The sequence below is a fragment of the Muribaculum intestinale genome (genome assembly GCF_002201515.1).
Classification (GTDB): domain Bacteria; phylum Bacteroidota; class Bacteroidia; order Bacteroidales; family Muribaculaceae; genus Muribaculum; species Muribaculum intestinale.
On sequence record NZ_CP021421.1, the window covers coordinates 2,574,476 to 2,599,877 of the forward strand.

Consider the following 25,402-nt stretch of genomic DNA (forward strand, 5'->3'; position numbering starts at 1 on the left):
AACAGATTAGAAGTATAATTCAAATTAATTATGAGTTACAATCTACTAAAAGGTAAGCGTGGCATTATCTTCGGTGCACTCAATGATATGAGTATCGCATGGAAGGTGGCCGAGCGTGCCGTAGAAGAGGGCGCTACAATTACGCTTTCCAACACACCCGTTGCTGTCAGAATGGGTGATGTAAGCAAACTCGGTGAGAAACTTGGAGCCGAGGTTATACCTGCTGACGCAACCAACGTCGATGATCTTGAAATGGTTTTCCAGCGTTCGATGGATGTCCTTGGCGGTAAGATAGACTTCGTGCTGCACTCCATTGGCATGTCGCCCAACGTACGTAAAAAGCGCCTCTACGATGATATCGACTACGATTTGCTCAATAAGACTTTGGATATATCGGCAGTATCGTTTCATAAGATGATACAGGCCGCCAAGAAACTTGACGCAATCGCCGATTATGGCAGTATTCTTGCATTAAGCTATATCGCTGCACAGCGTACTATGTTCGGATACAATGATATGGCTGATGCCAAGGCCCTTCTTGAGTCGATTGCACGTAGCTTCGGATACATCTATGGCCGTGAGAAGCATGTACGTATCAACACAATCTCTCAGTCGCCTACACAGACTACTGCCGGAAGTGGTGTGAAGGGTATGTCGTCGCTAATGGATTTCGCCAACCGTATGTCGCCTCTGGGCAATGCGGATGCCGACGAGTGTGCCAACTACTGTATCGTTATGTTCAGTGACCTTACCCGCAAGGTTACCATGCAGAACCTCTTCCATGACGGCGGATTCTCGTCAATGGGTATGAGTCTGCGTGCTATGGACCAGTATGAAAAGAGTTTCGATCTCTACCGTAATCCCGACGGAACTATCCAGTACGGTTGATATTGGTATTCTTACAAAATAATTATGGCGGCTATCGTATTAAAGATATGCCGCCATTTTTTATTGTGGTGGAGTGTCTGCCGGATTATAATGTCAGATGATGTCCAGTCCGGACAGGAATATAAGAAGTATGGCTGTTGGAGCAAGATATCTCAGACAGAATGTAATTCCGGTAAGAAGCGGACGCGGTATGCGCCCGGAGCCGCCCAACTGGTTGCGGATGAGATTGCGGTCTACAATCCATCCCACAAATATTGATATCAGCATGCCTCCCAGCGGAAGCAGAATGTTGCTTGACAGATAGTCAAAGAGATTGAACACGGAGAGACCGGCGATGGTGAAGTCTGACAGACTCCCGAACGACAATGCGCACAGTGTGCCGAATCCCATGGCGATTGCAGTATTTATGAGAGTTGCACGCCGACGTGACATCTTTGTCTGTTCACAGAAAAATGCAATGCATATTTCACTCATTGAAATAGTCGAGGTGAGAGAAGCGAGAAAGAGGAGGAAGAAGAAAAGGATAGCCCATATCGCACCGCCTGGCATCTGATGGAATATTGCCGGCAGTACTTCGAACACGAGTTTGGGCCCGGCAGCCGGTTCGCACCCATAGGTGAATACCGCAGGAAATATTATGATTCCGGCAAGTATTGCCACAATGGTGTCGAGTGATGCTGTCGTTACCGCGCTTTTAATAAGAGGAGTCGAGTCGGAAAAGTAGCTTGAGTATGTCATGAGTGTGCCGAGCCCCAACGAGAGTGAGAAGAATGCCTGGCCGAGCGCGCCTATAAGCGTGGAAGAGTCGACTTTGGAAAAGTCCGGTTTGAAAAGAAACTGAAGTCCCTCCGAAGCCTGCGGCAGCGTAAGAGAGTTTATGCAGAATATAATCAGTATCACAAACAGTACGGGCATTAGCACATTGGAGGCCTTTTCGATACCGCCCCGTACTCCGCGCAGTAGTATTACCGCGTTGACTGCCAGAAATATCAGAGTCCACATTACTGAGCGAGGGCCTGCGGCAAATGTGTCAAATGCGGCGTGAAGATTGTTGGTGCCGGAATTGGCGTCAAGCGTGCCTGTGATGGATTGCCAAAGGTATTCCAGTGTCCATCCTGCCACTACGGAGTAGAACGATAGAATAAGAATGCTTGCAAGGATACCCATATAGCCTACCCACGACCAGCAACGGCATGAATGAAGCGTCCAGAACGCACCGAAAATATTGCGGCGTGTACCGCGCCCCATTATGAATTCCGCACATATCACAGGTACTCCAATCAGGAATATGAAGCCTATGTATATAAGCAGGAATGCCCCTCCGCCATGAGCTCCTGCCTCGTATGGGAAACGCCAGATATTGCCAAGGCCAACGGCTGAGCCGACGGTAGTGGCGATTACCCCAAGGCGTGTGCCGAATTGTGCACGTTGTGTCGACATATCAGAAGAATGCTCCTAAAAGTATTATGGAAATGATGACAGGAGCCACGTAGCGAATGATGCACATAATCACCGGATAAGTGCGTGAGCCGATAGTGCCGTGGTTGGTGAGTTCGCGTCGAAGATATCCTTTCGGTGCAAACCATCCGATATATATGCATGTGATAATGCTTGCAACCGGTAGCATGACATTCGTCGCCACTGTATCAAGCAGGCTGAATATATTCATGCCTCCGATTTTAATCCAGGATAGAGACCCCTGGGACAGCGAGCATATGGTGCTGAGGATAAACAGCGGTAGTATTACAGTGAGGCATGCTGACGTGCGCCGCATACGGAATCGGTCCTGCATGAATGCAATTGATACCTCGGCGAGTGATATTGTAGAAGTGAGCGCGGCCACCATGAGGAGCAGGAAGAAGAGTGATGACCATAATTGGGTCAGAGGCATCTGAGCAAATACCTCGGGAAGGGTCACGAAGACAAGTGTGGCCCCCTCAAGCCCTTCGCTGTCAAGCCCGAACGACTTTACTGCCGGAAATATTATCATTCCCATCATTACAGCTACGAGCATATCGAGAAGAGACACGGTAACTGCAGTGCGGGTCAGGCGTGTATCCTTGGGAAAATAACTTGAATAGGTAATTAAGATGCCCATGCCTAGCGACAAAGAGAAAAACGCCTGCCCTAATGCGTTTATTACTACTGATGCATTTATCTTGCTGAAATCGGGATGTAAGAAGAACTCCAGGCCTTCTGATGCCTTGGGGAATGAAAGTGCCACACAGGCAAATGCCAGCAACAGGATGAAAAGCACTGGCATAAGCACATTGGATATTTTTTCGATACCTTTCTGGACGCCCATAAGCAGTATGCCGAGGTTTATGGCAAGCATTATGTAGGTCATTATAAGCGGGCGTATATCCTGGAGGATATATTCCTCCATTTTTGTCTTGAACTGTATGTCAAGAGCGTCAAGACCGGTATGGCTCACAGATTCGGCTACCGGGCTGTACAATGCGCCAGTTATCGACTGCCACATATATTCAAGTGTCCATCCGGCAACTACCATATAGAAAGAGAGGATAAGGTAGCTCGCAAGAATGGCGATGGCGCCTCCTATCCACCAGCGTGAACGAGGAGCAAGACTTTTGAACACACCTACGGCATCGCTTCTCTGCCCGCGTCCGAGTGAGAATTCGGCAAGCATGACCGGTATGCCAAGAAGAAACACGCATATGATATATAAGAGTAGAAACGCAGCACCTCCATTGGCTTGCGCCTCGGCCGGGAAACGCCATACATTGCCGAGTCCCACGGCAGAGCCTACAGTTGCGGCAATTAGTCCAATCTTACTTCCAAATTGAGCCTTTGCGGCCATAACAGAATCTTAGATAAAGTTAGTATATCGGTTAAATCGGTCGCAAAGATAATGAATATATGATGAATGATAGGGTTTTTGGATGTTAAAATGTGTATCTGTAACTTTATGAGTGTATAAAAATACCGATGTATCTCTGAGAGATTGTCTAAAATTCATATTACTTTGCTTTTGAGAGTCTTGTCGGTGTCTTTTTGTTTATTCTTCGGTCATGTAGCTACGGCTACACTCCCTCATCACAAGCAAAAATCCATCAGACAATCCTTCTCAAAATCGGTATCATATAAATTTAGACAATCTCTGAGATACATCGGTAGAGGTTATACGATAGAATCGGGATATCAGAATTCGTAGTCAACGCATGCACGCTGGTCCTTATGGCCGGCAAGAAGCGATGCCGCGGCGACGTGCGCCGGATGCCGGGCGTATACATCCACATCGGCCATTGTGGGAACGACAGCTGTCAGTACCACGTCCCATTGTTCGGCCGGGTTCTGATTTATACCGACTTCCATGCTTTCGAGTACATCAATCTGAGACGGGAGGGCGAGTAGCGCTTCTTTGAATTTTGTCGCTACCTCGAGGCGCTCTTCCGGAGTGCCAGTGAGTTTGAACGTTACTATATGCTTTACCATTGTTTGTTAAGTAAGTAGTAAGAAAATCGATTATTTCGCATAGAGCCGTTCGCGGGATGCGGCTACACGTTCATCGGTGATGTAGTCGTCATAGTCCATCATCTTGTCGATAATGCCGTTGGGAGTGAGCTCGATGATGCGGTTGGCTACAGTCTGGATGAACTCGTGGTCGTGTGATGCAAAGAGAACATTACCCTTGAATGACTGTAAGGTGTTATTGAATGCCTGGATTGACTCGAGGTCGAGGTGGTTGGTGGGCGAGTCAAGAATAAGAGTATTGGCGTCAGTCATCATCATGCGGGCAATCATACAGCGCATCTTCTCGCCACCGGAGAGTACCGACGCTTTCTTCAGCACTTCTTCGCCGGAGAAGAGCATTTTGCCGAGGAAGCCTTTGAGGTATATCTCGCTGGAATCGTTGCTCCACTGACAGAGCCAGTCGACAAGATTGAGGTCGGTATTGAAGAATTCCGAGTTGTCAAGTGGCAGATAGGCTGTGGTGATAGTCTGTCCCCAGTCGTAGGTGCCGGCATCAGCCTTGCGGTTGCCGTTGATTATCTCGAATAAGGCAGTCATCGCACGCGGGTCGCGACTGAGGAATACAACCTTGTCATCTTTCTCAACCTGGAAATTCACATCCTTGAACAGAAGTTCGCCATCGACTGAGGCTGTAAGACCATGTACCTCGAGGATTTTGTTGCCCGGCTCGCGTGAAGGGGTGAAGATGATACCCGGATATCGGCGTGACGATGGCTGGATTTCCTCGATATTGAGTTTTTCGAGCATCTTCTTGCGCGAAGTTGTCTGCTTTGACTTTGCCACATTGGCAGAGAATCGCTGGATGAACTCAAGGAGTTCCTTGCGCTTCTCTTCAGCTTTCTTGTTTTGCTGTTGCTGCTGACGGAGTGCCAGCTGCGAAGATTCATACCAGAAGCTGTAGTTGCCGGCAAACAGTGTCACCTTGTTGTAGTCGATATCAAGAGTGTGGGTGCATACCGAGTCGAGGAAGTGTCGGTCGTGGGACACTACAAGCACGGTGTTCTCGAATTTTGACAGGTAATCCTCAAGCCATGCCACAGTGTCGAGGTCGAGGTCGTTGGTCGGCTCGTCGAGGAGCAGGTTGTCCGGATTGCCGAAAAGAGCCTTTGCGAGGAGCACACGCACTTTTTCATTACCGCTGAGGTCTTTCATCAGCATATAATGTTTGTCTTCTTTTATGCCCAGACCGCTCAGCAGTGCGGCTGCGTCGCTTTCGGCATTCCATCCCTCAAGTTCGGCAAACTTTTCCTCAAGTTCGGCCGCTCTTACACCGTCCTCATCTGTAAAGTCGGCCTTTGCATATATGGCATCCTTTTCCTTGATGATATCCCAAAGCACGGTATGGCCCTGAAGTACGGTATCCATAACGGTAAATTCGTCAAATTTGAAGTGGTCCTGTTCGAGTACCGACATGCGTTCTCCGGGGCCTTGGGTCACGTTGCCATGAGTAGGAGTTAGCTCATCGCTGAGAATGCGCATAAGAGTAGACTTTCCTGCACCGTTAGCACCGATGATGCCATAGCAGTTGCCGGGGGTGAACTTCAGGTTAACATCCTGGAATAAAACGCGTTTGCCAAACTGTTGGCCGAGATTGTTTACCGCTATCATATGATGATGGTTGTCTTTATATATATCTGCTTGAAAATTCGGGTGCAAAGGTACGCATAATTTCCCGAAAATCATATATTTTTGGACAATCGGCTTCTGAAATACCATCATATTGCCCGTCTATTGCTAATGGCTTTGATATTTTTGCTAAAATGTGTTTTATGCTGTGAATTGCTCTGAATAAATGCTATATTTGCAGTGGAAATGTTATGTATTACATTTAAAATATATCAATATGGATAAACATTTACTTGCACTATGTACATTCGCTTTTGCCGGTTTGATACCTGTTTCAGCAGAGGAATGGAACTCAATCGGGCAGGGTGTCTATTATGAGGATCTTATGCCCGCACTTGATCCCGCTATCGAAGCAGGGCAGCATTGGGCTGTCGACATTGAGGAGAGTGCCGATGTAAAGGGCCTTTATCGGTTCATCCCTTATCACAGATATTCGCCTATTGCGGAATATCTTGAGGGGCCGGATAATACTTAGAGCTTGTTTAATAATAAATGTTGCCGACAGGGTCGTATAGCTTGAGGCGATTTGAATTACCTTCTGTCGGTCATTCGCCGGCATATTTCCGCCCGTTCTTCGGTCGTTATGGAACCCCATAACTCCCTCATCACAAGCGAAAATATGCTCGCCGACTGACCGCCTTGACGGTAACATTTATTATTAAACAAGCTCTAAATCGCCGTGTTGGAGTCAACACGGCGATTTTGTTTCAAGATAATCGTTCGTTTTCAGATATCGCGGACGGCACGGACCGACATGCCCTGGGAGCGTTTGTCCTTGTTGACTTTAAATGTGCGCTTTCCGTTTATTATAAACATGTATTGTCCGTATAGAGTAGGATAAAGCGATAGGTCAGAAGCCGCCTTGCCTTTTGTGCCGAACCACATGCCTCCATATGCATTGGCTTGCTGAAAATCACATCCTCCGGAAGCATATGCACGTGTCCCACATGCTGGGAACCATTGTCCGTCCTGTATCGCACCCATATTGGTATTATCCCATGTCATGGACGCGAATTTCATCCAGTCATATGGCGTGACGCCGGATGCATCGCTTACCGGAACTTTCCATCCCGGAGGGCAGGGGTCGTAGATTGATTTCTTTCCGCTCTCGCCTCCCCAGAGATCGTCGTCGCTTTGGTCGGTCCAGTCGCCGGTAACCGGGTCGTTTATCACGATTTCCTCTCCATACTCGTCCATTTCTCCGGTATGAGTGTATGTCATGGCGTAAAATGTCATTGGATTGGCAATGGATTTGGCGATTGTTCCGTGGTATTCGGCCAATGATAAGAGGGTAGGGAGTGGGGGGCCCTCTATGTCAAACAATGGAGTCTCACCATCCATGCCGTTGATGTAATTATAGTTTTCATCCATCTGGGTAGGACCGTTGGGTGCCGGAAACGGGTCCTTGCGTCCCCACTGATATACCATGCCGTGCGTGCGGAATCCATCGGCAGGGGTGGCGCTCATGGCGCCGAGATTACGGTCCATAAATGTCCATGTCGTGCCCGATGATGCTGCCGGTGTGGTGTATGCCGAGGCATCAGGGTCGTAGTCGGTAATCCACAGGTGCCAGCTCCATAATGTATTTCCATCGGCATCTGTGGCGGCGATGACGGCGTTGCCGCTGAGTTCTCCGGTCCATACGATAGCCATTCTTTGTCCGGGAGCATACTTTACGTCTTTAATCAGTCCGTTGTTATCTGTCCAGAGCAGACGGCATCCTGTCACCGCACCTGTAGACTCAGTCGTGGAATTGCCTTTGAAGGCTGTGCTGAAAGCTACGGTTGTGCCTGGCTTTACAATGTAGCAGTTAGCGGTTTCGTTGGCCGATAAGTCGACTGCATTATCCGGAACTGTTGTCTCTGTAGGATCAATAATGAAGGTAGTGTCATCATTCTCATCGCGACAACCTGAAAAAGACAGATAGAATGCCGCAGCGACAAATAGTGTGCAAAATCTTGTGAATTTCATTCTTTTGTTAATAATTATGTGAGTAGTTTGTCAAAATTAAACAAAAGAATCTGTCGGTGCAACTATTTGCTGTTAATTGTCGGCTTCTTGTCGTTTATTTTTCTGTCGAGCCATGAAAATATGGTGCGGTATGTGGCCTCGCGTATGCCTGGAGCCGAGCGTACAAGGTCGTGAGTACCATCTTTGACTGTCGCCTCTGTGACATCGGGGCCAAGACGGCGTCCGTAGTGTGATATGTCGTCGACATCCAGCACTGTGTCGGAACTGTCGCGCAGTGAGGCGCTGTCTCCATTGCGGTATGTGCGGTCGCTGTGCATCAGAAGTATGGGGACACGTATGTCTGAGTGATTCTGAACGGCATCGTGAGCGCTGTCGACTGCGCGTATCCATCCGGCATTTATGGCTGGCCATTCGACCGGTTTCCAGTCATTGTCGATAGTCCAGGTGTCATCCTCGGTTCGTGTGGAGCCGGTAGGGACATAGGCCGCACTTTTGCCAGGCATCGCAGTAAGGCGTGGCCACCATCGTCCGATGCACTGCATTGCCGGAATGAGCACTTTCTCCTGTACTTTACTTTGATTCCAGTCGAGAAACGGACTGTTGAGCACCAGTGCGCGTATGGCCGTGTCGGGATGTTCGTTCATGTAGAGCGAAGTGGTAAGGCCACCGGTCGAGTGCCCCATCAGCACGATTGAGTCAATGCCATGTCGCTTCATGTCGGTTATGGCCGAGTCGATATCTGGAAAATATTCACGCATGTCGCGGATGTCGAAGCGCGGGTCGCCCGGACGAAGTGAGCGTCCGTAGCGACGAAGGTCGACGGCGTAGAAATTGTAGCATGAGTCGGTGAAACGCCGTCCCATGTCATCCTGTAGGAAGTAGTCGTTATAGCCATGTATATATAATACTCCGCGTCTTGAACCGGGGCATTGGGCAAGTTTGCGTATGATGGTTGACCGTACGGCTCCGTCGTAATCAGTGCCTTGGTCGACTGTCCTGGTCTCGTAGTCGGGAAACAGTGCGTCAGGTTGCCATCCGGAAGCAAATGCCGAGGAGCATATGGCCAACGCTATGGGTATAATGTGGTGAAATTTCATAAATATACTAAAAAAGAGCATAGCTCATTAATGATATAATGAACTATGCCCCGATATTGTTTTGCAGAAATCCTTTTGGAACTGTTTAAAATTCATATTACTATGCTTTTGAGAGTCTTGTCGGGGTCTTTTCGCTTATTCTTCGGTCATGTAGCTACAGCTACACTCCCTCATCATAAGCAAAAATCCATCAGACAATCCTTCTCAAAATCGGTATCATATAAATTTAGCCAATTTCTTAGAGTGAGAGGATTTCCTTGATTTTCTCATAGGCCGAGGTGATACCGTCCTTGTTCTTGCCTCCTGCCTGGGCAAATCCGGGCTGACCGCCACCGCCTCCTTGTATCTGCTTTGCGGCTTCGCGTACAGTGGCTGATGCATTGAGTCCGTCCTTTACAAGGTCGTCTGTAATCATTACAGTGAGGAGCGGCTTGCCTGAAGGGTCTACGGTGGTGCCGATAAATACTGTGTGTTCCGGCGATTTGGCGCGTACGGCGAATGCCACCCCCTTGGCTACTTCCGGCAGACGGATTCCTGTCAGTTCTACGACTTTAGTGCCGTTGATGACACGTGCTGACGATAACAGCTTGTCGGTGAGATTGTTGATGCGTTCGGTGAAGTATTCCTCAGCTTGGCGGCGGAGTTCGGCATTCTCATCGATAGACTTGCGGAGAGTCTGGATAAGGTTGGGCGCATTGTTGAACATGGCCGAAATCTCCTTCATCGTGTTGTTGACGTTGTTGATTGCTTCCTCAACGCGTTCGCCTGTGATTGCCTCGATACGGCGTATGCCTGCGGCGATGCTGCTTTCGGAGATGATTTTAATCATTCCGATATTGCCGGTATTCTCTACGTGTGTGCCACCGCAAAGCTCGATAGATGACCCATAGCGGATTACACGCACTTCGTCGCCATATTTTTCGCCGAAAAGGGCCATCGCTCCCATTTCGCGTGCCTTGTCGATGGGCACACAACGGTGTTCGTCGCGTGGAATTGCGCGTCGCACTGCTTTGTTGGCAAGTTTCTCGACTTTCTCGATTTCCTCGGGGGTGAGTTTCTGGAAGTGGGAGAAGTCAAAGCGCAATACTTCGGGCGATACGTACGAGCCGCGCTGCTCTACGTGTGAGCCGAGCACTTCGCGCAGGGCTTCGTGTAGCAGGTGGGTTGCGGTATGGTTGCATGACGTGGCCTGACGGGCTTCTTCGTCGACAATAAGTCGGACAGCTGATTGTATATAGTTCTCTGTGGTCAGTTCCTTGGTGAGATGCACTGTAACGCCGTTCTCGCGTTTTGTGTCAAATATGTCGATAGTCTCACCGTCAAGGTATTTCATTACACCGCGGTCGCCTACCTGTCCGCCCATTTCTCCATAAAATGGGGTGCGGTCGAATATAATCTGGTAATACTCCTTGTTTTTCTGTGTGATTTTGCGATATCGCAGGATGTATGCATCAATGTCGGTGCAGTCATATCCCACGAATTGCTGTTCGCCTTCGTTTACAATTACCCAGTCGCCGGTCTCGACAGCGGCTGCGTTGCGGGCACGCGCTTTCTGCGCGGCCATCTCGGTGTCGAATCCGGCGTGGTCAAGTGTCATGCCATTTTCCTTGAGGATGAGCTCGGTAAGGTCGAGCGGGAATCCGTAGGTGTCATAGAGCTGGAATGCTTCCTTGCCGGAAATCTCGGTCGAACCTTTTGCGCGGGCCTGTTCGATGGCGTTGTCGAGCAGGCGGATGCCATTTTCGAGAGTGCGGAGGAATGCATCCTCTTCTTCCTTGATGACACGCATTATGAGTTCGCGCTGTTTGGGCAGTTCGGGATATGCCTCGCCCATACTTTCGATTAGGGTGTCGACAAGACGGTACATGAACGCCTGTTTCTGTCCGAGGAATGTGTAGGCGTAGCGTACGGCACGGCGCAGGATGCGGCGTATCACATAACCGGCTTTGGCGTTGCCGGGCAACTGGGAGTCGGCGATGGAGAATGCGATTGTGCGCACGTGGTCGGCGATTACACGCATGGCTATGTTGACTTTTGCGTCTTTGCCATATTCCATTCCTGCGAGTTGGCCGATTTTGTCAATCAGAGGGGTGAATACGTCGGTGTCGTAGTTGCTTTTTTTCCCTTGGAGGGCCATGCATAGACGTTCGAATCCCATGCCGGTATCAATTACTTTCGCCGGCAGAGGCTCGAGTGTGCCGTCGGCCTTGCGGTTGTACTGCATGAATACGAGATTCCAGATTTCGATTACCTGAGGATGGTCATGGTTTACAAGGTCGCGGCCGGGTATTGCGGCTTTCTCTTCGTCGGAACGGAGATCGATATGAATTTCCGAACATGGGCCGCACGGGCCTGTGTCGCCCATCTCCCAGAAGTTGTCATGCTTGTTGCCATTGATGATATGGTCGGCAGGCAGATGCTTTTCCCAATATGAGGCGGCTTCATCGTCGCGGCTAAGTCCTTCTTCGGCAGAACCCTCGAATACGGTTGCGTAGAGGTTGGCGGGGTCAAGACCAAGTACATCCACAAGATATTCCCATGCCCAGTCGATGGCTTCTTTCTTGAAGTAGTCGCCGAACGACCAGTTGCCGAGCATTTCAAACATGGTATGGTGGTATGTGTCCATTCCTACCTCCTCAAGGTCGTTGTGCTTGCCGCTAACTCTCAGACACTTCTGCGAGTCGGCCACACGTGTGTGCTTGGCGGCTTTGTTGCCGAGTATGATGTCCTTGAACTGGTTCATTCCGGCATTGGTGAACATAAGGGTGGGATCATCCTTGATGACCATAGGAGCGGAAGGAACAATTGTGTGTCCCTTGCTTCTGAAAAAGTCTTTGTAAGACTCGCGTATCTCTTTGGCAGTAAGCATCTTTATGTGGTATGTTTTAATTTGTTTGCACATGTGTGGGTCAATGGCACGGGAGAGATTTCGCCATAATAGAGTGCAAAATTAGTGGATTATTGTTATTTTTGCAAAATAACTTTGAGTTATCGCAGGCAGTACCCGATGAGTAAAAAAGTATATTACCGCTATAATCCGGCCACTGATGGCTACGAACGTGTATATCCTACTCGCGCACAAGAGCTGTGGGGGAAGGCGAGGCATGTTCTTTTTGCGAGTATGACATGTACGGTAATTGTTGCAGCCATATATTATATGTGGGAGACTCCGCGAGAAAAAATTCTTCGTAAGCAGAATGCTGCTCTCCGCGAGCGCCTTGATATACTTGGGCGCCGGCTGGACGCATCGGCGGAGGTGATGGACGATATCATAACGCGTGATGACAATTTCTATAGGGTGATGATGGGCGCTCCCCGCCTATCGGCTTCCGAGCTTGATGCTCTTACCGGCACTCATGATGAATATGCCCGCATCGGGACACTGTCGGATGCAGAGCTGATAAGTATGCTGTCGAGAAAGATGGATCTTGTCGAGGAGCAACTGGCCGTACAGTCGCGTTCGTTTGATGAGCTCCGGCGGCTTGCCTCGACCAATAGCGACCGTATACAGCATATTCCCTCGATACAGCCTCTTCGGTCGGAGTCCATGAAACGTATGGCTTCCGGTTATGGCTATAGAAGTGACCCCGTCTATGGTACCAGCCGGTTTCACGAAGGGCTCGACTTTGCTTCCGATATAGGAACTCCCGTCTATGCTACTGCGCGCGGGCGTGTAGTGAAGGCGGAGTGGGAGAGTGGTTATGGCAATATGGTAGAGATTGACCATGGCTATGACTATGTGACGCGCTATGCTCATTTAAGTAAGTTTAATGTAAGAGCCGGTGATGTGGTCGGGCGTGGCGATGTGGTCGGTGCTGTCGGTAATACAGGAAAGTCTACCGGACCCCATCTCCACTACGAGGTTCGCTACAAGGATACTCCTCAGAATCCTATAAATTATTATTTTATGGATATTACACCTGAGGAGTACAATGAACTTATACGTATGGCCGAGAATGCCGGGCATGTCATGGACTGAACACTGGCTATTATGCAGGCTCTCTTTAATGGTTATATATGACTGACGCTGTTGAAAAAAAATACTATACGATACGTGAGGTTTCCGAGTTGCTTGGATTGCCTCTCCCTACGTTGCGTTACTGGGAGTCACGGTTTACAATCATAAAACCGCGCCGTACGTCGACAGGACGCAGGATGTACACGTCGTCGGATATCGAGAAGATACGTATGGTGTACTATCTGGTGCGCGACAAGGGGCTCCATCTGGATGCAGCGCAGGATCATCTGCGCAACAATCATACCGGAGTCAGCCGGAAGTCGGAGGCTGTGGCTCGTCTGAAGGAGATTCGGTGTGAGCTGCAGTCGATGCTTGACGCTCTCAACAGGCTTCGCTGAGGTGTAAGGTTATAGTTAAAATTGGTTAAATTCGGGGGGGGGGTAAATTATAAACATTTGTTGATGGAGGAATGAAACCGGTAATCTAACTTTGCACCATGGAATTTCCTAAATATAATAAATTATGGATTCCATGATGCAACTTTTTATGTTGTGGACGCATCTAAAGATAAAAACTCACACATTATTACCGATTGAAATGAAAAAGTCTTTTATAGCGATTCTTGCAATGGTAGCCGGGGGCTCTGTTGTGTATGCTCAGGACACAGTAGTCAATCCGCAGCCGGTTGTGGCTGATTCCGACACAATCTCGGCGGCATCTGAACTGTCGGAGGTTGTAATCGAGGCTCCGCGTCTTGTGCGTAAGGCCGACATGGATTTATACTATCCGTCGGAGAGTGCTGTGGCTAATTCAAAAAACGGCATGCAGATGCTGCGCAACCTTATGATTCCTTCGATAAATGTAAACGAGGCGCTTGGTATGGTTACAAGTTCGGGTGAGGACGTGCAGTTGCGTATCAATGGCAGGGTCTCTTCGATTGACCAGGTAAAATCTCTTTTGCCGGAGACAATAAAGAGGGTGGAGTGGATTGACAATCCCGGGCTCAGATATAATGGTGCGACTTCGGTGCTTAACTTCATCGTGGCAAATCCTGCCATTGGAGGTGCTGTAATGACAAATGCCATGCCCGCTCTTAACCAGGCGTGGGGAAATTATTTTGCTGATTTTAAATTAAACAGCGGATATTCTCAGTTCGAAGTGTGGGGTAGATTCAAACTAACCAATAAGATAAAGTCACACCGCGAATACAAGGAGACTTTCACGTACCCAGATGGCACATCAATCTCTCGAAATGAAACTTCACGCGGAGGCATAATGGATAATTCAATGGGTAACTTCTCTGCTTCTTACAGCTATATAAAGCCTGATACCACTATATTGATGGTTGATTTGTCATATTTTAAGAAGTTTTCCGACAGGTTTCTATACAAAGGACTGCTTTCGCTGAGTGACGGGACAGATGATATCTTGCTCCATGACATGCATGGCGACAAGGGTGGCACACCCGGACTGTCGGCTTATCTTGAGCAGCATCTTCCCGGGAAGCAGATACTTGTGGTGGATTTCAACGCATCGTTTTATAACGGGCGCTCTTACCACGATTATATCGAGCAGCTGGACGGTGGCGATTTAATATCGGATGTGCATACCCTTATCAAGGATCGCAACCAGGCATATGCAGTCGAGGCTAACTATATTAAGAACTGGAACAAATCGCGACTTACAGCCGGCGCTTCATATACTGCCAACCGGAATCGTTCGGTGTATGAAAATCTTGGCGGACAGGTGTTTCATCAGTGCCAGGACAAGGCCTATTTTTTTGCTGAATATTTCTATAATCTCGGCAAGGTTACACTTACGGGCGGCATGGGGGCGCAATATACTTCATTTAATTTCCGTGAGTCGGACCAGGGAAACAGTTCGTGGAATCTGCGCCCTCAGTTTACGGCCACGTATCGTCCTGCCGACCATTCGCAGTTCCGGCTTAATTTTACTACATGGCAGTCTGCGCCATCGCTTGCCGAGACAAATGTGGCGCCTCAGCAGATTGACGGTTTTCAGTGGCGTATAGGTAATCCAGAACTGAAAACATCGTCATCGTATATGCTGACATTGCGCTACAATTTCACTTTGCCAAGGGTGAACGGCACATTTGGTGTCCGTGCGTTTACCAGTCCCGACGCAATAACACCGCGTCTGTTCTGGAGTGAAGACAGACTTGTGACTACATATGAAAATAGTCGTGGATTGGATAATATAACTCTATGGCTTGCTCCTCAGGTGGAGATTGTGCCGGAGTGGCTGATGTTGAGCGGAACTCTACAATATCGTGCGGAACGAATGCGTGGTAAGGATTATAAACTCTATAATCACAACTGGAGTGGCGACGTATCGGTAATGCTGATGCATTGGGGCTTTACCTTGACTGGAATGTATCGTCGTGCGCAGCAGGACCTTTGGGGACAGACTATTTCGTGGGGAGAGAATATTTCCATGATAGAGCTTGCATATAACTGGAAGAACTGGGAGTTTGGAGCCGGCATGCTGATGCCGTTTGGGCGATACGATCAGGGTAGCAAATCGCTTAATCAGTATAATACAAATGAGAGCCACATGCGTCTGGATATGCGCATACCTTATATTCAGATTAGCTATAATCTGCAATGGGGACGGCAGAAGCGTGGCGCTCATAAGCTAATCAACGCCGATGCCAATGTGGATCAGTCGTCGGCCGGCAGCCGATAGCCCTTTGAAGTAGGCTGCACTGCAGACATTTCCGTGGCTGTATTTGATTGATAAATATGGATAGCACTGCCCACTGATTTAATTGGTGGGCAGTGTGTTGTTATGTACAAATGTAGGCTTATGCCGTGAAAACATGCTCTGATTCCCGTCTGACTATGAAAATTTGCGTAAATTTGTGTTTAGATATGGCGCTTATGCCACATGCTCTAAATTTTATAAGAATGTATTATATCTCAAAACGCATGGAAATTTCAGGGTCGCACCGCCTTGAACTTTCTTATCCGAGTAAATGTGAGAATATCCACGGACATAACTGGATTGTGACCGTCTATTGCAAGGCGCGTACACTCAATGCCGATGGCATGGTCTGCGACTTCAAGCATGTCAAGGAAAAAATCCATGGCGTGCTTGACCATAAGCATATCAATGACATTCTGCCATTTAATCCGACTGCGGAGAATATCGCACGTTGGGTTGTGGAACAGATACCTGAGTGCTACAAGGCGGAAGTGCAGGAAAGTGAGGGTAATGTAGCCATGTATGTTGTAGATGAAGATATTTAGCCGCGGAATGAAAGTAAAAGAGATATTCTATTCTTTGCAGGGTGAAGGTCGGTTTACCGGTACGGCTGCGGTCTTTTTGCGGCTGTCGGGATGCAATCTTAAATGTCCGTTCTGTGATACGGATCACTTCGACGGGACTTTTATGTCGCACGAGGACATAATGGACGAACTGGTGAAGTATCCGTCCCGCCATCTGGTTATCACCGGAGGCGAGCCTTCGTTGCAGCTTGAGCCGGGCTTCATCGATATGCTTCATGAATACGGATATTTTGTGCAGGTAGAGACCAACGGCACTCATCCGCTGCCACAAAATGTAGACTGGATTACATGTTCTCCAAAATCAAAGAATATCGTCTATGACAGAGTAAATGAACTGAAAGTGGTATTTGGCAGTGATGCGGTAGGAGGGAATTCCCTTTTAGAGCACTTATCCATTTCGGTTGAGGCTGAAGAATATTATCTCCAGCCTTGCGACACGGGGGATAAAGCGGTTAATGTGGAAATCCTTGGCAGATGTGTGGAGTATATAAAGGATAATCCTGTGTGGCGCCTGTCGTTGCAGACGCACAAGCTGATTGATATACCTTGATTCTTTTGATTTTGGAAACAGGGATTGATGTGACCATACTTATATGGTTTTTTATCGTTTCTTAGATTGGAGATATGATGCTGCGAGGCGGATGCACATTTTTTAGTGTGGGTGTATTGCTTCATTTTGCTGATATACAAGCCGTTGGCGAAGGTGGTGCATGGTCCGGTTAAAAAAAAAGTGAAAAAATATCCGAAAATATTTGGAGAATTGATAAAACCTCCCTAACTTTGCAATCGCAAAACGGGAACAACCCCAAGCAACAAAGGTTGCTGAGATACTCAAAAAAGAGATTAAGGTTGGCTTTCCGGCAAATAGAAATTGCCTTGTGGTGTAATGGTAGCACGTCGGATTCTGGTTCCGCCTGTGAGGGTTCGAATCCTTCCAAGGCAACTAACAAAATCGCAGTCAGTTAATTGTAACTGGTTGCGATTTTTATTTTATATATTTCGCACAACATTTGCACAACCAGACTGATGCGCCCAACTCCAATATTCGTGGTCAATGTAAAAATTGGGGGTCAGTAGCAAAACCAGGTTGAATTGTTAAAAAATTACCCGAGAATAAAAATATTTTTAGGCGCTTAGATTGGAGTTTAGCGCTGTTGTCCTTCGGGAATCTACTATATAACAAGTGCTTATGATGATTAGACTTCCCTAATTCAGTTAACGATACGCCCATCTATCCCTAAATCTCAGAAATTAACAACCGCTTTTTTACATTGACCCAAAATTGGGTCAGTAGCAAAACCCGGTTGAATTGTTAAAAAAAATACCCGAGAGTAAAAATATTTTTAGGCGCTTAGATTGGAGTTTAGCGCTGTTGTCCTTCGGGAATCTACTATATAACAAGTGCTTATGATGATTAGACTTCCCTAATTCAGTTAGCGATACGCCCATCTATCCCTAAATCTCAGAAATTAACAACCGCTTTTTTACATTGACCCGTAAAAATTCACCTGTTCGCTAAGCATAAATTGCGACTAACTTTTGTCGAGTTCCGGAATGTAAAGCGGCGATTTCTTGTGAAGGATAATCCGGGTACAACCCATAGGAAAGGTTATGACGATGAAAGGCTCATTGCTTTCCAGCACCCAATAGTAGCTATGGCGCAACACCTCTCTCGGTTGATAGATTATCAAAATTTTCAATAATCGAGCAGTCTGCCGCAATCGTGCCAGTCGCCTATCATCACGCCAGACTCGCTTGCATTAATTAGTTTTGTCAGCCGTGATGTGAAGAGTGCGTTGTTGGATTTATTGGCCTGTATATTGTCTATTCTGACCCGCTGATACAAGGCCGGGAATGAACGGAAGTTTGACCAAGCCACCGGATTGGCTTTAAATTCTGTGATAATGTCAATATCTATGACAAATTCAGCATCGAGATCGGGACAGGCAGATCGTCCTTTGTCAGTCATCAATCCAAGTTTATCAAGGCGCCGGCAACGTTCTTTGTTGAGTTCTGTCCAACGTCCTTTTTTGGTTCGTGGGCCGAAACGCTGCAATGTAACGCCATCCACATTCTTCACCGTGGAATCTATCCATCCGAAACAGAGAGCCTCCTCGACTGCATCGAGATACCATAATGCGTCAACCGGTGGAGTCTTGCCGCGCTTTACAGCAATCCAACATTCTTTCTCTATCGCGCTATTGCGTATCAGCCAATCTCGTAAGTCAATGCGATTACTTATATGAAGAATATTTTTGGGAGTCATATATTAAGCTGTTTGTGTGGTATATTATTCTAAGGTCTTGAATATCTCTTTTTTAAGAGCACTTTCAGCATTCCGGTTGCCTTTCTTGGCGGCAAGTCGGAAATATTTGGCGGCTTTTTTCAAATCTATTGGCACGCCCGAGCCAAGGAGATACATGTTGCCGATTTCATACAATGCCGTACCGATGCCGTCGGCATATCTCTGCCAATAGCGACCGGTGCGTTCCGCCAGATGCAGGTATTGCTCCATCGCCTTTGAATAATCAGCCTTGCAGCCTGTACCGTGCTTATAACAGTCTGCCAGTCGCAGCTTGGCGTTCATCTCCCCCATGTCAGCACCTTTGCGATACCAGCGGAAAGCCATGGCCGGATTCTGCTTCACTCCCAGCCCATCCATATAGGCATCTCCCATCTTAACAAAGGCTTCGTCATAATTCATCTCTGCGGCTTTCTTGAAACAGGTGAAGGCTTTTTTGAAGTCAGACAGCTCTTGATATGCCAGCCCCATCATATACCAAGCCTCATCCTTCATGCAGAAAGACTCGTTGCTTTCAACAATATCATTATATCGTTTTATCGATTCTCTAATGACAGAGGTTCTATCACTGTTCTCAGATAACCGGTTTACTGTCCCGCCCATCTTTTTACTGAATTTCTCTTTCGCGTATTCGTAAGATTCGAGGATGTAAGGCTTCAATAATTCAAATGTAGCGTCAGATGGTGTCAAAGCGCAAATCCACCCCATCCACGCATAGACCGGATGTGGCATAATGACATCCTTTGCAGTAAAGTCATATGGCATATCCACAATACAACCTTTATTCGGGCGTTGTGGCAATTCTGCGAATAAAGTGCGGAATGTCTGCTTTCTGACTCCTATATTCACGCGCCACACATCCTCGCGGTCAAGGCGGGAAGCCCGGTCATTGTCGCCATCCTTTTCTTTGATTGTCAGGACATACACACCACGTTTAAGCACGCCGCCGGGATTGTAGAAGACCCCACGCTCTCCCCAGCTGTTTACCTCTACAAGCCCTTCAAGGTTGTCAAGGCAATATTTCAGAATATCGTCAGGTGTAATAGCCATATTGTAATCAGTTTTTATTCAAAATTAAGCCAATACTTACTTTAAAATCTCTCCGATGAGTTTGTCCAGCCATTTGTGGCTGATGCCGTATTCCTCCATGACGCCTGCTTTCAGGGCTTCGTAAAGCAGTGCGCCGTCCTCGTCCGGCAACCGCTGCATATCGGTTTTTGACACGACTCCGTGTTCTTTCAGAATGTAGGCTATCGCCTGACGCACGGTTTTAGATGCTGCCTTTAGCCGCTCTTTCAATGCGGGAAGCGCATTGCGGGATTCTATATTACCTTTTTCGGCATATTCCTCAATGATGCGGCTTATCCATTTCAAGTCATCCTTGTCTCCGCGCATAGCTATCGAAAGCAAAGTATGCACAGGTGTTTCCGGTTGTATGTCTATATCTTCGAGATAGTCAACCCACCATATTGCATTGCCTTTTGTGATTTCCTTGTCGAGCTGCCCAAGCAGGAAATCGAATCCTGCCTCGTTAAACCGATGCACAAGGAGTTTATGATAAATGAAATAAGCAGTTTTACGGACATCTGTCCCTTCTGCGCCGGGATGTTCACAGATAATATCTTCCAGTACTTGCAGCAGCGACATATCCGTCAGATTCCGGGCTTCTTGCCACGCAGCCCATTGGGCAGTTCCCTCATAAAATCCATTTGCCTTCGGGTCGGAGGTACGCATTCTGTCTATCAGGTCTAAAACGGCTTCTTTCGTCATTATTCCCATAGAAGACTACTTTTCATTATCGCTTATCAGTCTATACATCAAGGTAATATCTTCTGATGCCATTTGGAACTTTGATTTTTCAATCAGTAGGTTTTGTCCTGTCATTATATAAGAAGGCAGGATGCGCCATCCTTTATAAAAAATCTCGGTGTTACGCAATTTGTATGTAGATATACTTGGAACGGCATTTTTCCCGCTTGCCTTTTTGCTTATCATATTAAAGGCTTTTTTCGCCACATCACCCATCAGCATGACAACCTGAAGATTGGGAAATAGCTTAAGCTCATGTTCAAGATACGGCAGACTTTCTTCAATACTGTCCTTTGATACAGCGTATTCCGATTTAGGCGTCTTGACAGCATGGGTAATGTAGATGCCGAGATTCAATATATCCTGAATGCTATTTACTTTTATCCCCGCTTTTAGGAACAATGGGATGGTAGTTGACATATATGCGGAGTCAGGCTTTCCATAGAAATCATCGTCTGAATCAAACGGGACAACTTCGTTTATCATGATAGCCCGTATTGTTTCCGGCTCAATATTTATGTCATTAAGTCGCAGAAATTCTGTATCACCACAAAGTTGTTGCAGTTGTGATTTTATATTCATGATTCACTTGAGATTAAACGAATTTAGCTGTTTTCAAAGAGTTCTTCAAAAACCATTGCGGATTCCTCCGACAAACGCCGGGTCGCGGCTATACTTTGAGCCAACACAACTCCTTTTGAATTGATTCGTAATGGCTTCTCTTTACTCTTCGGATAACCGAATCTAAGAAGTGGCACAACCTCATCAGGAATAAGGCGCGGTTGGATAACACTGCCATTTTCTCCCCATACTGCCCATTCGGCACAGCAATTAAACGGTTCCTGATGCTTGCAATGGGGTTTGTCGCCGGGAATAATCATCGTGAGATTCTCAGGCACACTCTGGAGACTTTTATAAGAAACGTCTTTTGCACAAAAGAATGCGTCAGAGACCTTAACGACAACACCTTCGGGAATAAGAGACCTGTAAGGATTTCCGAGTTCTCTTATGCAATAGTCGAAGGCTCTTTCCTTATGAGTCACTTCCAATCTTGCCATTATGTAGAGATGCCTATCAAGCAATGAGACCGGAAATACGACATCTCCCTCTTTTATTGATGCTATTGATGGCATCCTTGAGTGGATGCTGCCAAACACTACTTTTATAGGCCCTGTGTCATTTGATTTTCTTAGTTCGTCCAACCAGTCCTGAGGCCAGTAAACAGTATAATATGCCATAATATGATGTTACTTGTTTCTATTCAAAAAAGCTGCTGCCAGTTCGAGGCTGTTCAGTGTCATGGCTGACGAGTCTTCGAGATTTTCAGCATCTTCATCATCCGATATTGAAATGAAGAATGTGATTTCTTCGGTGCCTTCTCCGAATATTCCCGAGCCTTTGACCTGCGCCATCGCTGATATCATTGCGCTGAAGAAAAAGGCTTCGCCCGGCAAAGTGGCGTGGTTTTCCCACAGCGATTTGCTGAGCTTCACCAGTTCGCTGCCATGTCCGTCGGAATATCCCCATTCATCCGGATGCCATTTGCTCTCGTCATCGGGTTCTTCGTCTTCGCTTTGAAGGTACTCCAACGTGTTCACAGCGAGAAAAAGAGAGCAGCAATACCTGTCGGTGACCAAGGCGGCAGTGTATATGTGCTCATCATCTATGCGGCCAAGAATTTCGCGCAGGTCAGTTGTAACCGCATCTCTGATTTTTTCAGTCACTTCCTGCCAGAACGGGGCTACGGGAGTGGCCGGTTCTTCTTTTTTCCGCTCGCGGGCTTCAAAGTCGGGCGAGTTGATATAGTCGATATACTCTTTGGCTTCTTCCGAACCGAGTTTTACGGCATCCTCAAAATACTGGTATCCCAACTCAATATCCGCCTCGGTGCCACGTCCGAAGGCATACGCCACGCCGAGTGCGGTGAGCACCTTGACGGTTATTGACTCCCATAGATTGTCGATGTCTTCCCCGGCTTCATGAAGATACTCGAATGCTACATCGTCGTCTTGAACTGTTCCCAGCCCCTCCTGATAGCATAAACCGAGGTAGGCGGCGGTCTGCGTCCGGGTGGTCTCGCTGCATTTCGGGTTTTGGTATGCCTTTTCAAACCATTCCACAGCCTTGGCGTAGTCCTGCTCCACATCACCGAAGCCTTCAAACAGATAATATCCTACCTCAAATTGTCCTGCGGGATGTCCGCATTTGGCAGCCATTTCATAGAGTTGATATGCAAGGTCGATATTCTCATCCACTTCTTCACCGGCTTCGTAGATATGCCCGGCATTGTATGCTCCCTGAGGGTCGCCCCTGCGGGCAGCCTCCACATATCGCAACAGCCCACCGTATGAGTCGCCCTTCTCGGTGCGGAGATAATAGCCGTAGTTGTTGCAGATTACGGGTGAAATATCCGCCAGCATCAAGTAATATTTCTCATAAACATCCCGCGCAATCTCGCAGAGGCCGGATTTGCGTATGTCGCAGTAATTGCCCCATCCGGCACAAAGCCCGCAGTCGAAACTGCGCTCGTACCACACCTTTGCTATCGGCCAGGCCCATGCGTTATAGTCGCTTTCGTCTTTGAATTGCTTGGCATAGTCTGGCTCGACACGCAGATAGTCGCCCCAATAATACACGTTGCCGACCATGTAGCAACAGAAGGCGTCGCCACGCTCTGCCTGACCGAGAATCTCCTCAAACGCTTCCTTAAACGAGGCGAACGGCATTGCACGTTCCACCGAAGGGGTGAGGTTTGCGCTTCGCGCAGCACAAAGAACGCCCGTGGCACTGCCCATCATCGCGCTCTTCTGCATCAGCTTCGATGCGTTTTCATCGTCAGCTTTGAAGCCTGCCTGCGGCCACACATACGACTCACCCATGAAGCAGCGGGCTATGAATGCCAGCGCATCTGCATCGCCCTTTTGCGCCTCCAGTATAAGTATTGAGTATCCCCGGCGTATTTCATCGCGGTCAAAACTTGACCAAATCAGCTTGACTGCCGTTTTCACCTGCCTGCTATATTTACCTTTCATCTTTCTCTTCGTCTAAAAATCTGAATACCAGTCTTCCAAAATAATCGTTTACGTCAAACTCCTCCAAACAGCTCAGAGGATCGGGCAATCTCTCGCCATCAATCAGACTCCACAGCCAGTTCCGCAAGAGACCGACATCAAAAATAACACCTCTGTAACCAATAGGCACCGGCTCCGACCACCTTACATATTCAACTTTATATCCGGTGATCGGATCGGTATCATTGTCACGCCTGCTGATGTTGATATACCCGCCATCGCCTTTAGTGAAATCATAAAGCATCCATAGCGATTTGCCCTCGATGATATCTTCCAAAGCACAGAACACATCCGCCATATCAAAGTATCGGAAATCCTCGCCGTCAACACATAGTTTCGTCTCTGCCTTTTCTTGTTCGGGATGGATTTTCTGGCAGTGCCAGCCGGTCATATCAGGGAGCGATGCGGTGCGGAAGAAGTCACACATGATATCGGCGGCCATGTCGCAATCAACGTCCGACCGCCACATTCGCAGCATATACCCGTTGACCATAAAACATACCGCTATACTGCTATCCTTAAAGTAATCAATCGAGTATGCCTTTGCATAGCTGACCAACACCACCGGCACGCATTTTTCAAGGTATACGCATTCATTATCCTCAATGTCGTCTATGGCATCAAGGATCTTTTCCTCGGTCACGTTTGATGTGCGTATATCCCCGTTCTTTGTGCCCAACACATATTGTGGCTTGCGGGCTTTAAGTCCAGAAAAGATGTCTCGTGTATCGTTGCTCATTTTCAATTAACGGTTTTTATGTTCAGCGGTCAGTTTGCCGCTCTCGATTGATATGTAGGGCATTTTACTGTTTCTTTGATTTAGGGAACGGGAGATATTCCCAAATGGTTTCAATTACTTTAAGCGACTTGGGCGCATCTTCCAAGTCAAGAATATAGGCTTCCTTTGCTCCAGTATATGGGCAGCCGCACTTGGCATCTGCCATCAAGCCGGCAATGCAGGGTAATTTCTTTACATAAGCGATGTTGTCGCAGGCTGTGATTACGCATTTTTCATTGACGTAGACGATGTAATCACCCATCATCTTGCGACTGTGTATCTCGCCTAATGGTGCAAGCATATCGCAGATGTATTCAATAAATTCAGAGGTACACGCCACTTGATTTAGAGCTTGTTTAATAATAAATGTCACCGTCAGGGCGGTCAGTCGGCGAGCAGATTTTCGCGTGTGATGAGGGAGTTATGGGGTTCCATTACAAATGCTTTGCGAGGAAACAATATTAGCCACATATTGCCAAGTTGCATCCTTACATCAGGGCCTTCACCGTTCCAATCGGTTTCAAACCCCATTATGTCACGATAAAATGCCACCATACGGGTATTGTCGGTTGTAAACAGTCCGGCGGTATTGAAATTAAATTTAGTTGTCATTGCTATATGCGCTGATAGTCATCAATTTTACCGTTAGTGATTTTGATTCGGGTTTTGCCCGTCCATCCCATATCGGAATAAGAGACTATGTACCAACCATCTCTGCCAAGCTCAATGTCGCATATTTTTGAAGAGCCATCTGTATCGGGGTTAGAATCCTGCATCTCGGTTCTCAATGCATAAAAGGCATAGCAAGAGCCATCCTCGCAGTCAAACTCATAGTCCTCCTGCAACTTTTTAAGTGCGTTATCTGAAAAGTATTTTTCAGGTTTTTCATCACTTTGGGAATCTATTGCAAATACGAATTTTTCATATACTGTGTTTATAAGGCTTATGTTTTCAGTGCTTTCATCACTAACTTCTTCATTAGCGATGGAACTCTGCTCAATGATTGTCTCTTTAATATTTTTGTCTGGGGAAACTCTGCATGACGCAAGTACTGCAAGAACAAGAGCATAGAAAGTATATTTCAGAACTTTCATGTTGT

General features: G+C 47.4%; 24 protein-coding genes and 1 tRNA gene. 8 read left to right on the forward strand and 17 right to left on the reverse strand.

The genetic code is table 11. The annotated features are described in order from the left end of the window. Positions 1-30 precede the first annotated feature (30 nt). Positions 31-888, forward strand: a complete 858-nt coding sequence (locus ADH68_RS10415; protein WP_068960863.1) for an enoyl-ACP reductase FabI — start codon at positions 31-33, stop codon at positions 886-888. A gap of 93 nt (positions 889-981) precedes the next feature. Here ADH68_RS10415 and ADH68_RS10420 read toward each other — a convergent pair whose 3' ends face one another. From ADH68_RS10420 to ADH68_RS10435, 4 genes are all read right to left on the reverse strand, one after another. After that, the gene (locus ADH68_RS10420) at positions 982-2,328 is read right to left on the reverse strand and encodes a sodium-dependent transporter (protein ID WP_068960862.1); all 1,347 of its coding nucleotides are present in this window, start codon (positions 2,326-2,328) and stop codon (positions 982-984) included. A gap of 1 nt (position 2,329) precedes the next feature. Continuing rightward, positions 2,330-3,709 (reverse strand): sodium-dependent transporter, encoded by a 1,380-nt coding sequence (locus tag ADH68_RS10425; protein WP_068960861.1) that lies wholly within the window; start codon positions 3,707-3,709, stop codon positions 2,330-2,332. 341 nt (positions 3,710-4,050) lie between these two features. After that, on the reverse strand, positions 4,051-4,344 hold the full coding sequence (locus tag ADH68_RS10430) for a Dabb family protein (RefSeq protein WP_068960860.1): 294 nt from the start codon (positions 4,342-4,344) through the stop codon (positions 4,051-4,053). A 30-nt stretch (positions 4,345-4,374) separates the two neighbouring features. Then, positions 4,375-5,991, reverse strand: coding sequence for an ABC-F family ATP-binding cassette domain-containing protein (locus ADH68_RS10435; RefSeq protein ID WP_068960859.1), 1,617 nt, complete (start codon positions 5,989-5,991; stop codon positions 4,375-4,377). Positions 5,992-6,226: 235 nt separating this feature from the next. Between ADH68_RS10435 and ADH68_RS10440 the strand changes: the two genes are divergently transcribed. Beyond that, positions 6,227-6,484, forward strand: a complete 258-nt coding sequence (locus ADH68_RS10440) for a hypothetical protein (protein ID WP_068960858.1) — start codon at positions 6,227-6,229, stop codon at positions 6,482-6,484. 251 nt (positions 6,485-6,735) lie between these two features. On the opposite strand, the gene ADH68_RS10445 is transcribed toward ADH68_RS10440, so the two are convergent. From ADH68_RS10445 to alaS, 3 genes are all read right to left on the reverse strand, one after another. Beyond that, complete coding sequence (locus ADH68_RS10445) at positions 6,736-7,980, reverse strand: hypothetical protein (RefSeq protein WP_232321334.1); 1,245 nt, start codon at positions 7,978-7,980, stop codon at positions 6,736-6,738. A 62-nt stretch (positions 7,981-8,042) separates the two neighbouring features. Then, on the reverse strand, positions 8,043-9,077 hold the full coding sequence (locus ADH68_RS10450) for an alpha/beta hydrolase (RefSeq protein WP_068960857.1): 1,035 nt from the start codon (positions 9,075-9,077) through the stop codon (positions 8,043-8,045). A 238-nt stretch (positions 9,078-9,315) separates the two neighbouring features. Beyond that, positions 9,316-11,946: an alanine--tRNA ligase gene (gene alaS, locus ADH68_RS10455; protein WP_068962057.1), complete on the reverse strand. Its 2,631-nt coding sequence runs from the start codon at positions 11,944-11,946 to the stop codon at positions 9,316-9,318. A 138-nt stretch (positions 11,947-12,084) separates the two neighbouring features. On the opposite strand from alaS, the gene ADH68_RS10460 reads away from it, so the two are divergent. The 6 genes from ADH68_RS10460 to ADH68_RS10485 all read left to right on the forward strand — a co-directional run bounded on the left by ADH68_RS10460 (position 12,085) and on the right by ADH68_RS10485 (position 17,286). Next, positions 12,085-13,056 carry a M23 family metallopeptidase gene (locus ADH68_RS10460; protein ID WP_068960856.1) on the forward strand — a complete coding sequence of 324 codons (972 nt, stop codon included), beginning with the start codon at positions 12,085-12,087 and terminating at the stop codon, positions 13,054-13,056. 38 nt (positions 13,057-13,094) lie between these two features. Then, positions 13,095-13,433, forward strand: a complete 339-nt coding sequence (locus ADH68_RS10465; protein WP_068960855.1) for a MerR family transcriptional regulator — start codon at positions 13,095-13,097, stop codon at positions 13,431-13,433. 199 nt (positions 13,434-13,632) lie between these two features. Next, on the forward strand, positions 13,633-15,741 hold the full coding sequence (locus ADH68_RS10470; protein ID WP_068960854.1) for a TonB-dependent receptor: 2,109 nt from the start codon (positions 13,633-13,635) through the stop codon (positions 15,739-15,741). 221 nt (positions 15,742-15,962) lie between these two features. Beyond that, entirely contained in the window at positions 15,963-16,304 is a 342-nt protein-coding gene (locus ADH68_RS10475) for a 6-carboxytetrahydropterin synthase (protein ID WP_068960853.1), read from the forward strand. Beyond that, complete coding sequence (locus tag ADH68_RS10480; protein WP_232321333.1) at positions 16,291-16,893, forward strand: 7-carboxy-7-deazaguanine synthase QueE; 603 nt, start codon at positions 16,291-16,293, stop codon at positions 16,891-16,893. Before ADH68_RS10475 ends, ADH68_RS10480 begins: the two co-directional genes overlap by 14 nt. A gap of 322 nt (positions 16,894-17,215) precedes the next feature. Then, positions 17,216-17,286, forward strand: a tRNA-Gln gene (locus tag ADH68_RS10485). A 753-nt stretch (positions 17,287-18,039) separates the two neighbouring features. Here ADH68_RS10485 and ADH68_RS10490 read toward each other — a convergent pair. The 10 genes from ADH68_RS10490 to ADH68_RS10535 all read right to left on the reverse strand — a co-directional run bounded on the left by ADH68_RS10490 (position 18,040) and on the right by ADH68_RS10535 (position 25,397). Continuing rightward, positions 18,040-18,609, reverse strand: a complete 570-nt coding sequence (locus ADH68_RS10490; RefSeq protein WP_068960852.1) for a YdeI/OmpD-associated family protein — start codon at positions 18,607-18,609, stop codon at positions 18,040-18,042. 24 nt (positions 18,610-18,633) lie between these two features. After that, positions 18,634-19,695 (reverse strand): DUF6194 family protein, encoded by a 1,062-nt coding sequence (locus ADH68_RS10495; RefSeq protein ID WP_084274029.1) that lies wholly within the window; start codon positions 19,693-19,695, stop codon positions 18,634-18,636. Between the two features lie 36 nt (positions 19,696-19,731). After that, a complete protein-coding gene (locus tag ADH68_RS10500) occupies positions 19,732-20,424 on the reverse strand; it encodes a hypothetical protein (protein ID WP_068960851.1) in 693 nt (230 codons plus the stop codon). Between the two features lie 6 nt (positions 20,425-20,430). After that, a complete protein-coding gene (locus ADH68_RS10505) occupies positions 20,431-21,036 on the reverse strand; it encodes a uracil-DNA glycosylase family protein (RefSeq protein WP_068960850.1) in 606 nt (201 codons plus the stop codon). Between the two features lie 23 nt (positions 21,037-21,059). Then, positions 21,060-21,692, reverse strand: coding sequence for a hypothetical protein (locus ADH68_RS10510; protein ID WP_068960849.1), 633 nt, complete (start codon positions 21,690-21,692; stop codon positions 21,060-21,062). Between the two features lie 9 nt (positions 21,693-21,701). Beyond that, positions 21,702-23,486 (reverse strand): DUF4303 domain-containing protein, encoded by a 1,785-nt coding sequence (locus ADH68_RS10515; RefSeq protein ID WP_068960848.1) that lies wholly within the window; start codon positions 23,484-23,486, stop codon positions 21,702-21,704. Further along, a complete protein-coding gene (locus ADH68_RS10520; protein ID WP_068960847.1) occupies positions 23,476-24,264 on the reverse strand; it encodes a hypothetical protein in 789 nt (262 codons plus the stop codon). The genes ADH68_RS10515 and ADH68_RS10520 overlap by 11 nt, the downstream gene beginning before the upstream one ends. 64 nt (positions 24,265-24,328) lie before the next feature. Next, positions 24,329-24,604, reverse strand: coding sequence for a transcriptional regulator (locus tag ADH68_RS10525; RefSeq protein ID WP_232321331.1), 276 nt, complete (start codon positions 24,602-24,604; stop codon positions 24,329-24,331). A gap of 83 nt (positions 24,605-24,687) precedes the next feature. Next, a complete protein-coding gene (locus tag ADH68_RS10530; RefSeq protein ID WP_068960846.1) occupies positions 24,688-24,915 on the reverse strand; it encodes a VOC family protein in 228 nt (75 codons plus the stop codon). A 2-nt stretch (positions 24,916-24,917) separates the two neighbouring features. Next, the gene (locus ADH68_RS10535; protein WP_068960845.1) at positions 24,918-25,397 is read right to left on the reverse strand and encodes a hypothetical protein; all 480 of its coding nucleotides are present in this window, start codon (positions 25,395-25,397) and stop codon (positions 24,918-24,920) included. Positions 25,398-25,402: the final 5 nt, after the last annotated feature.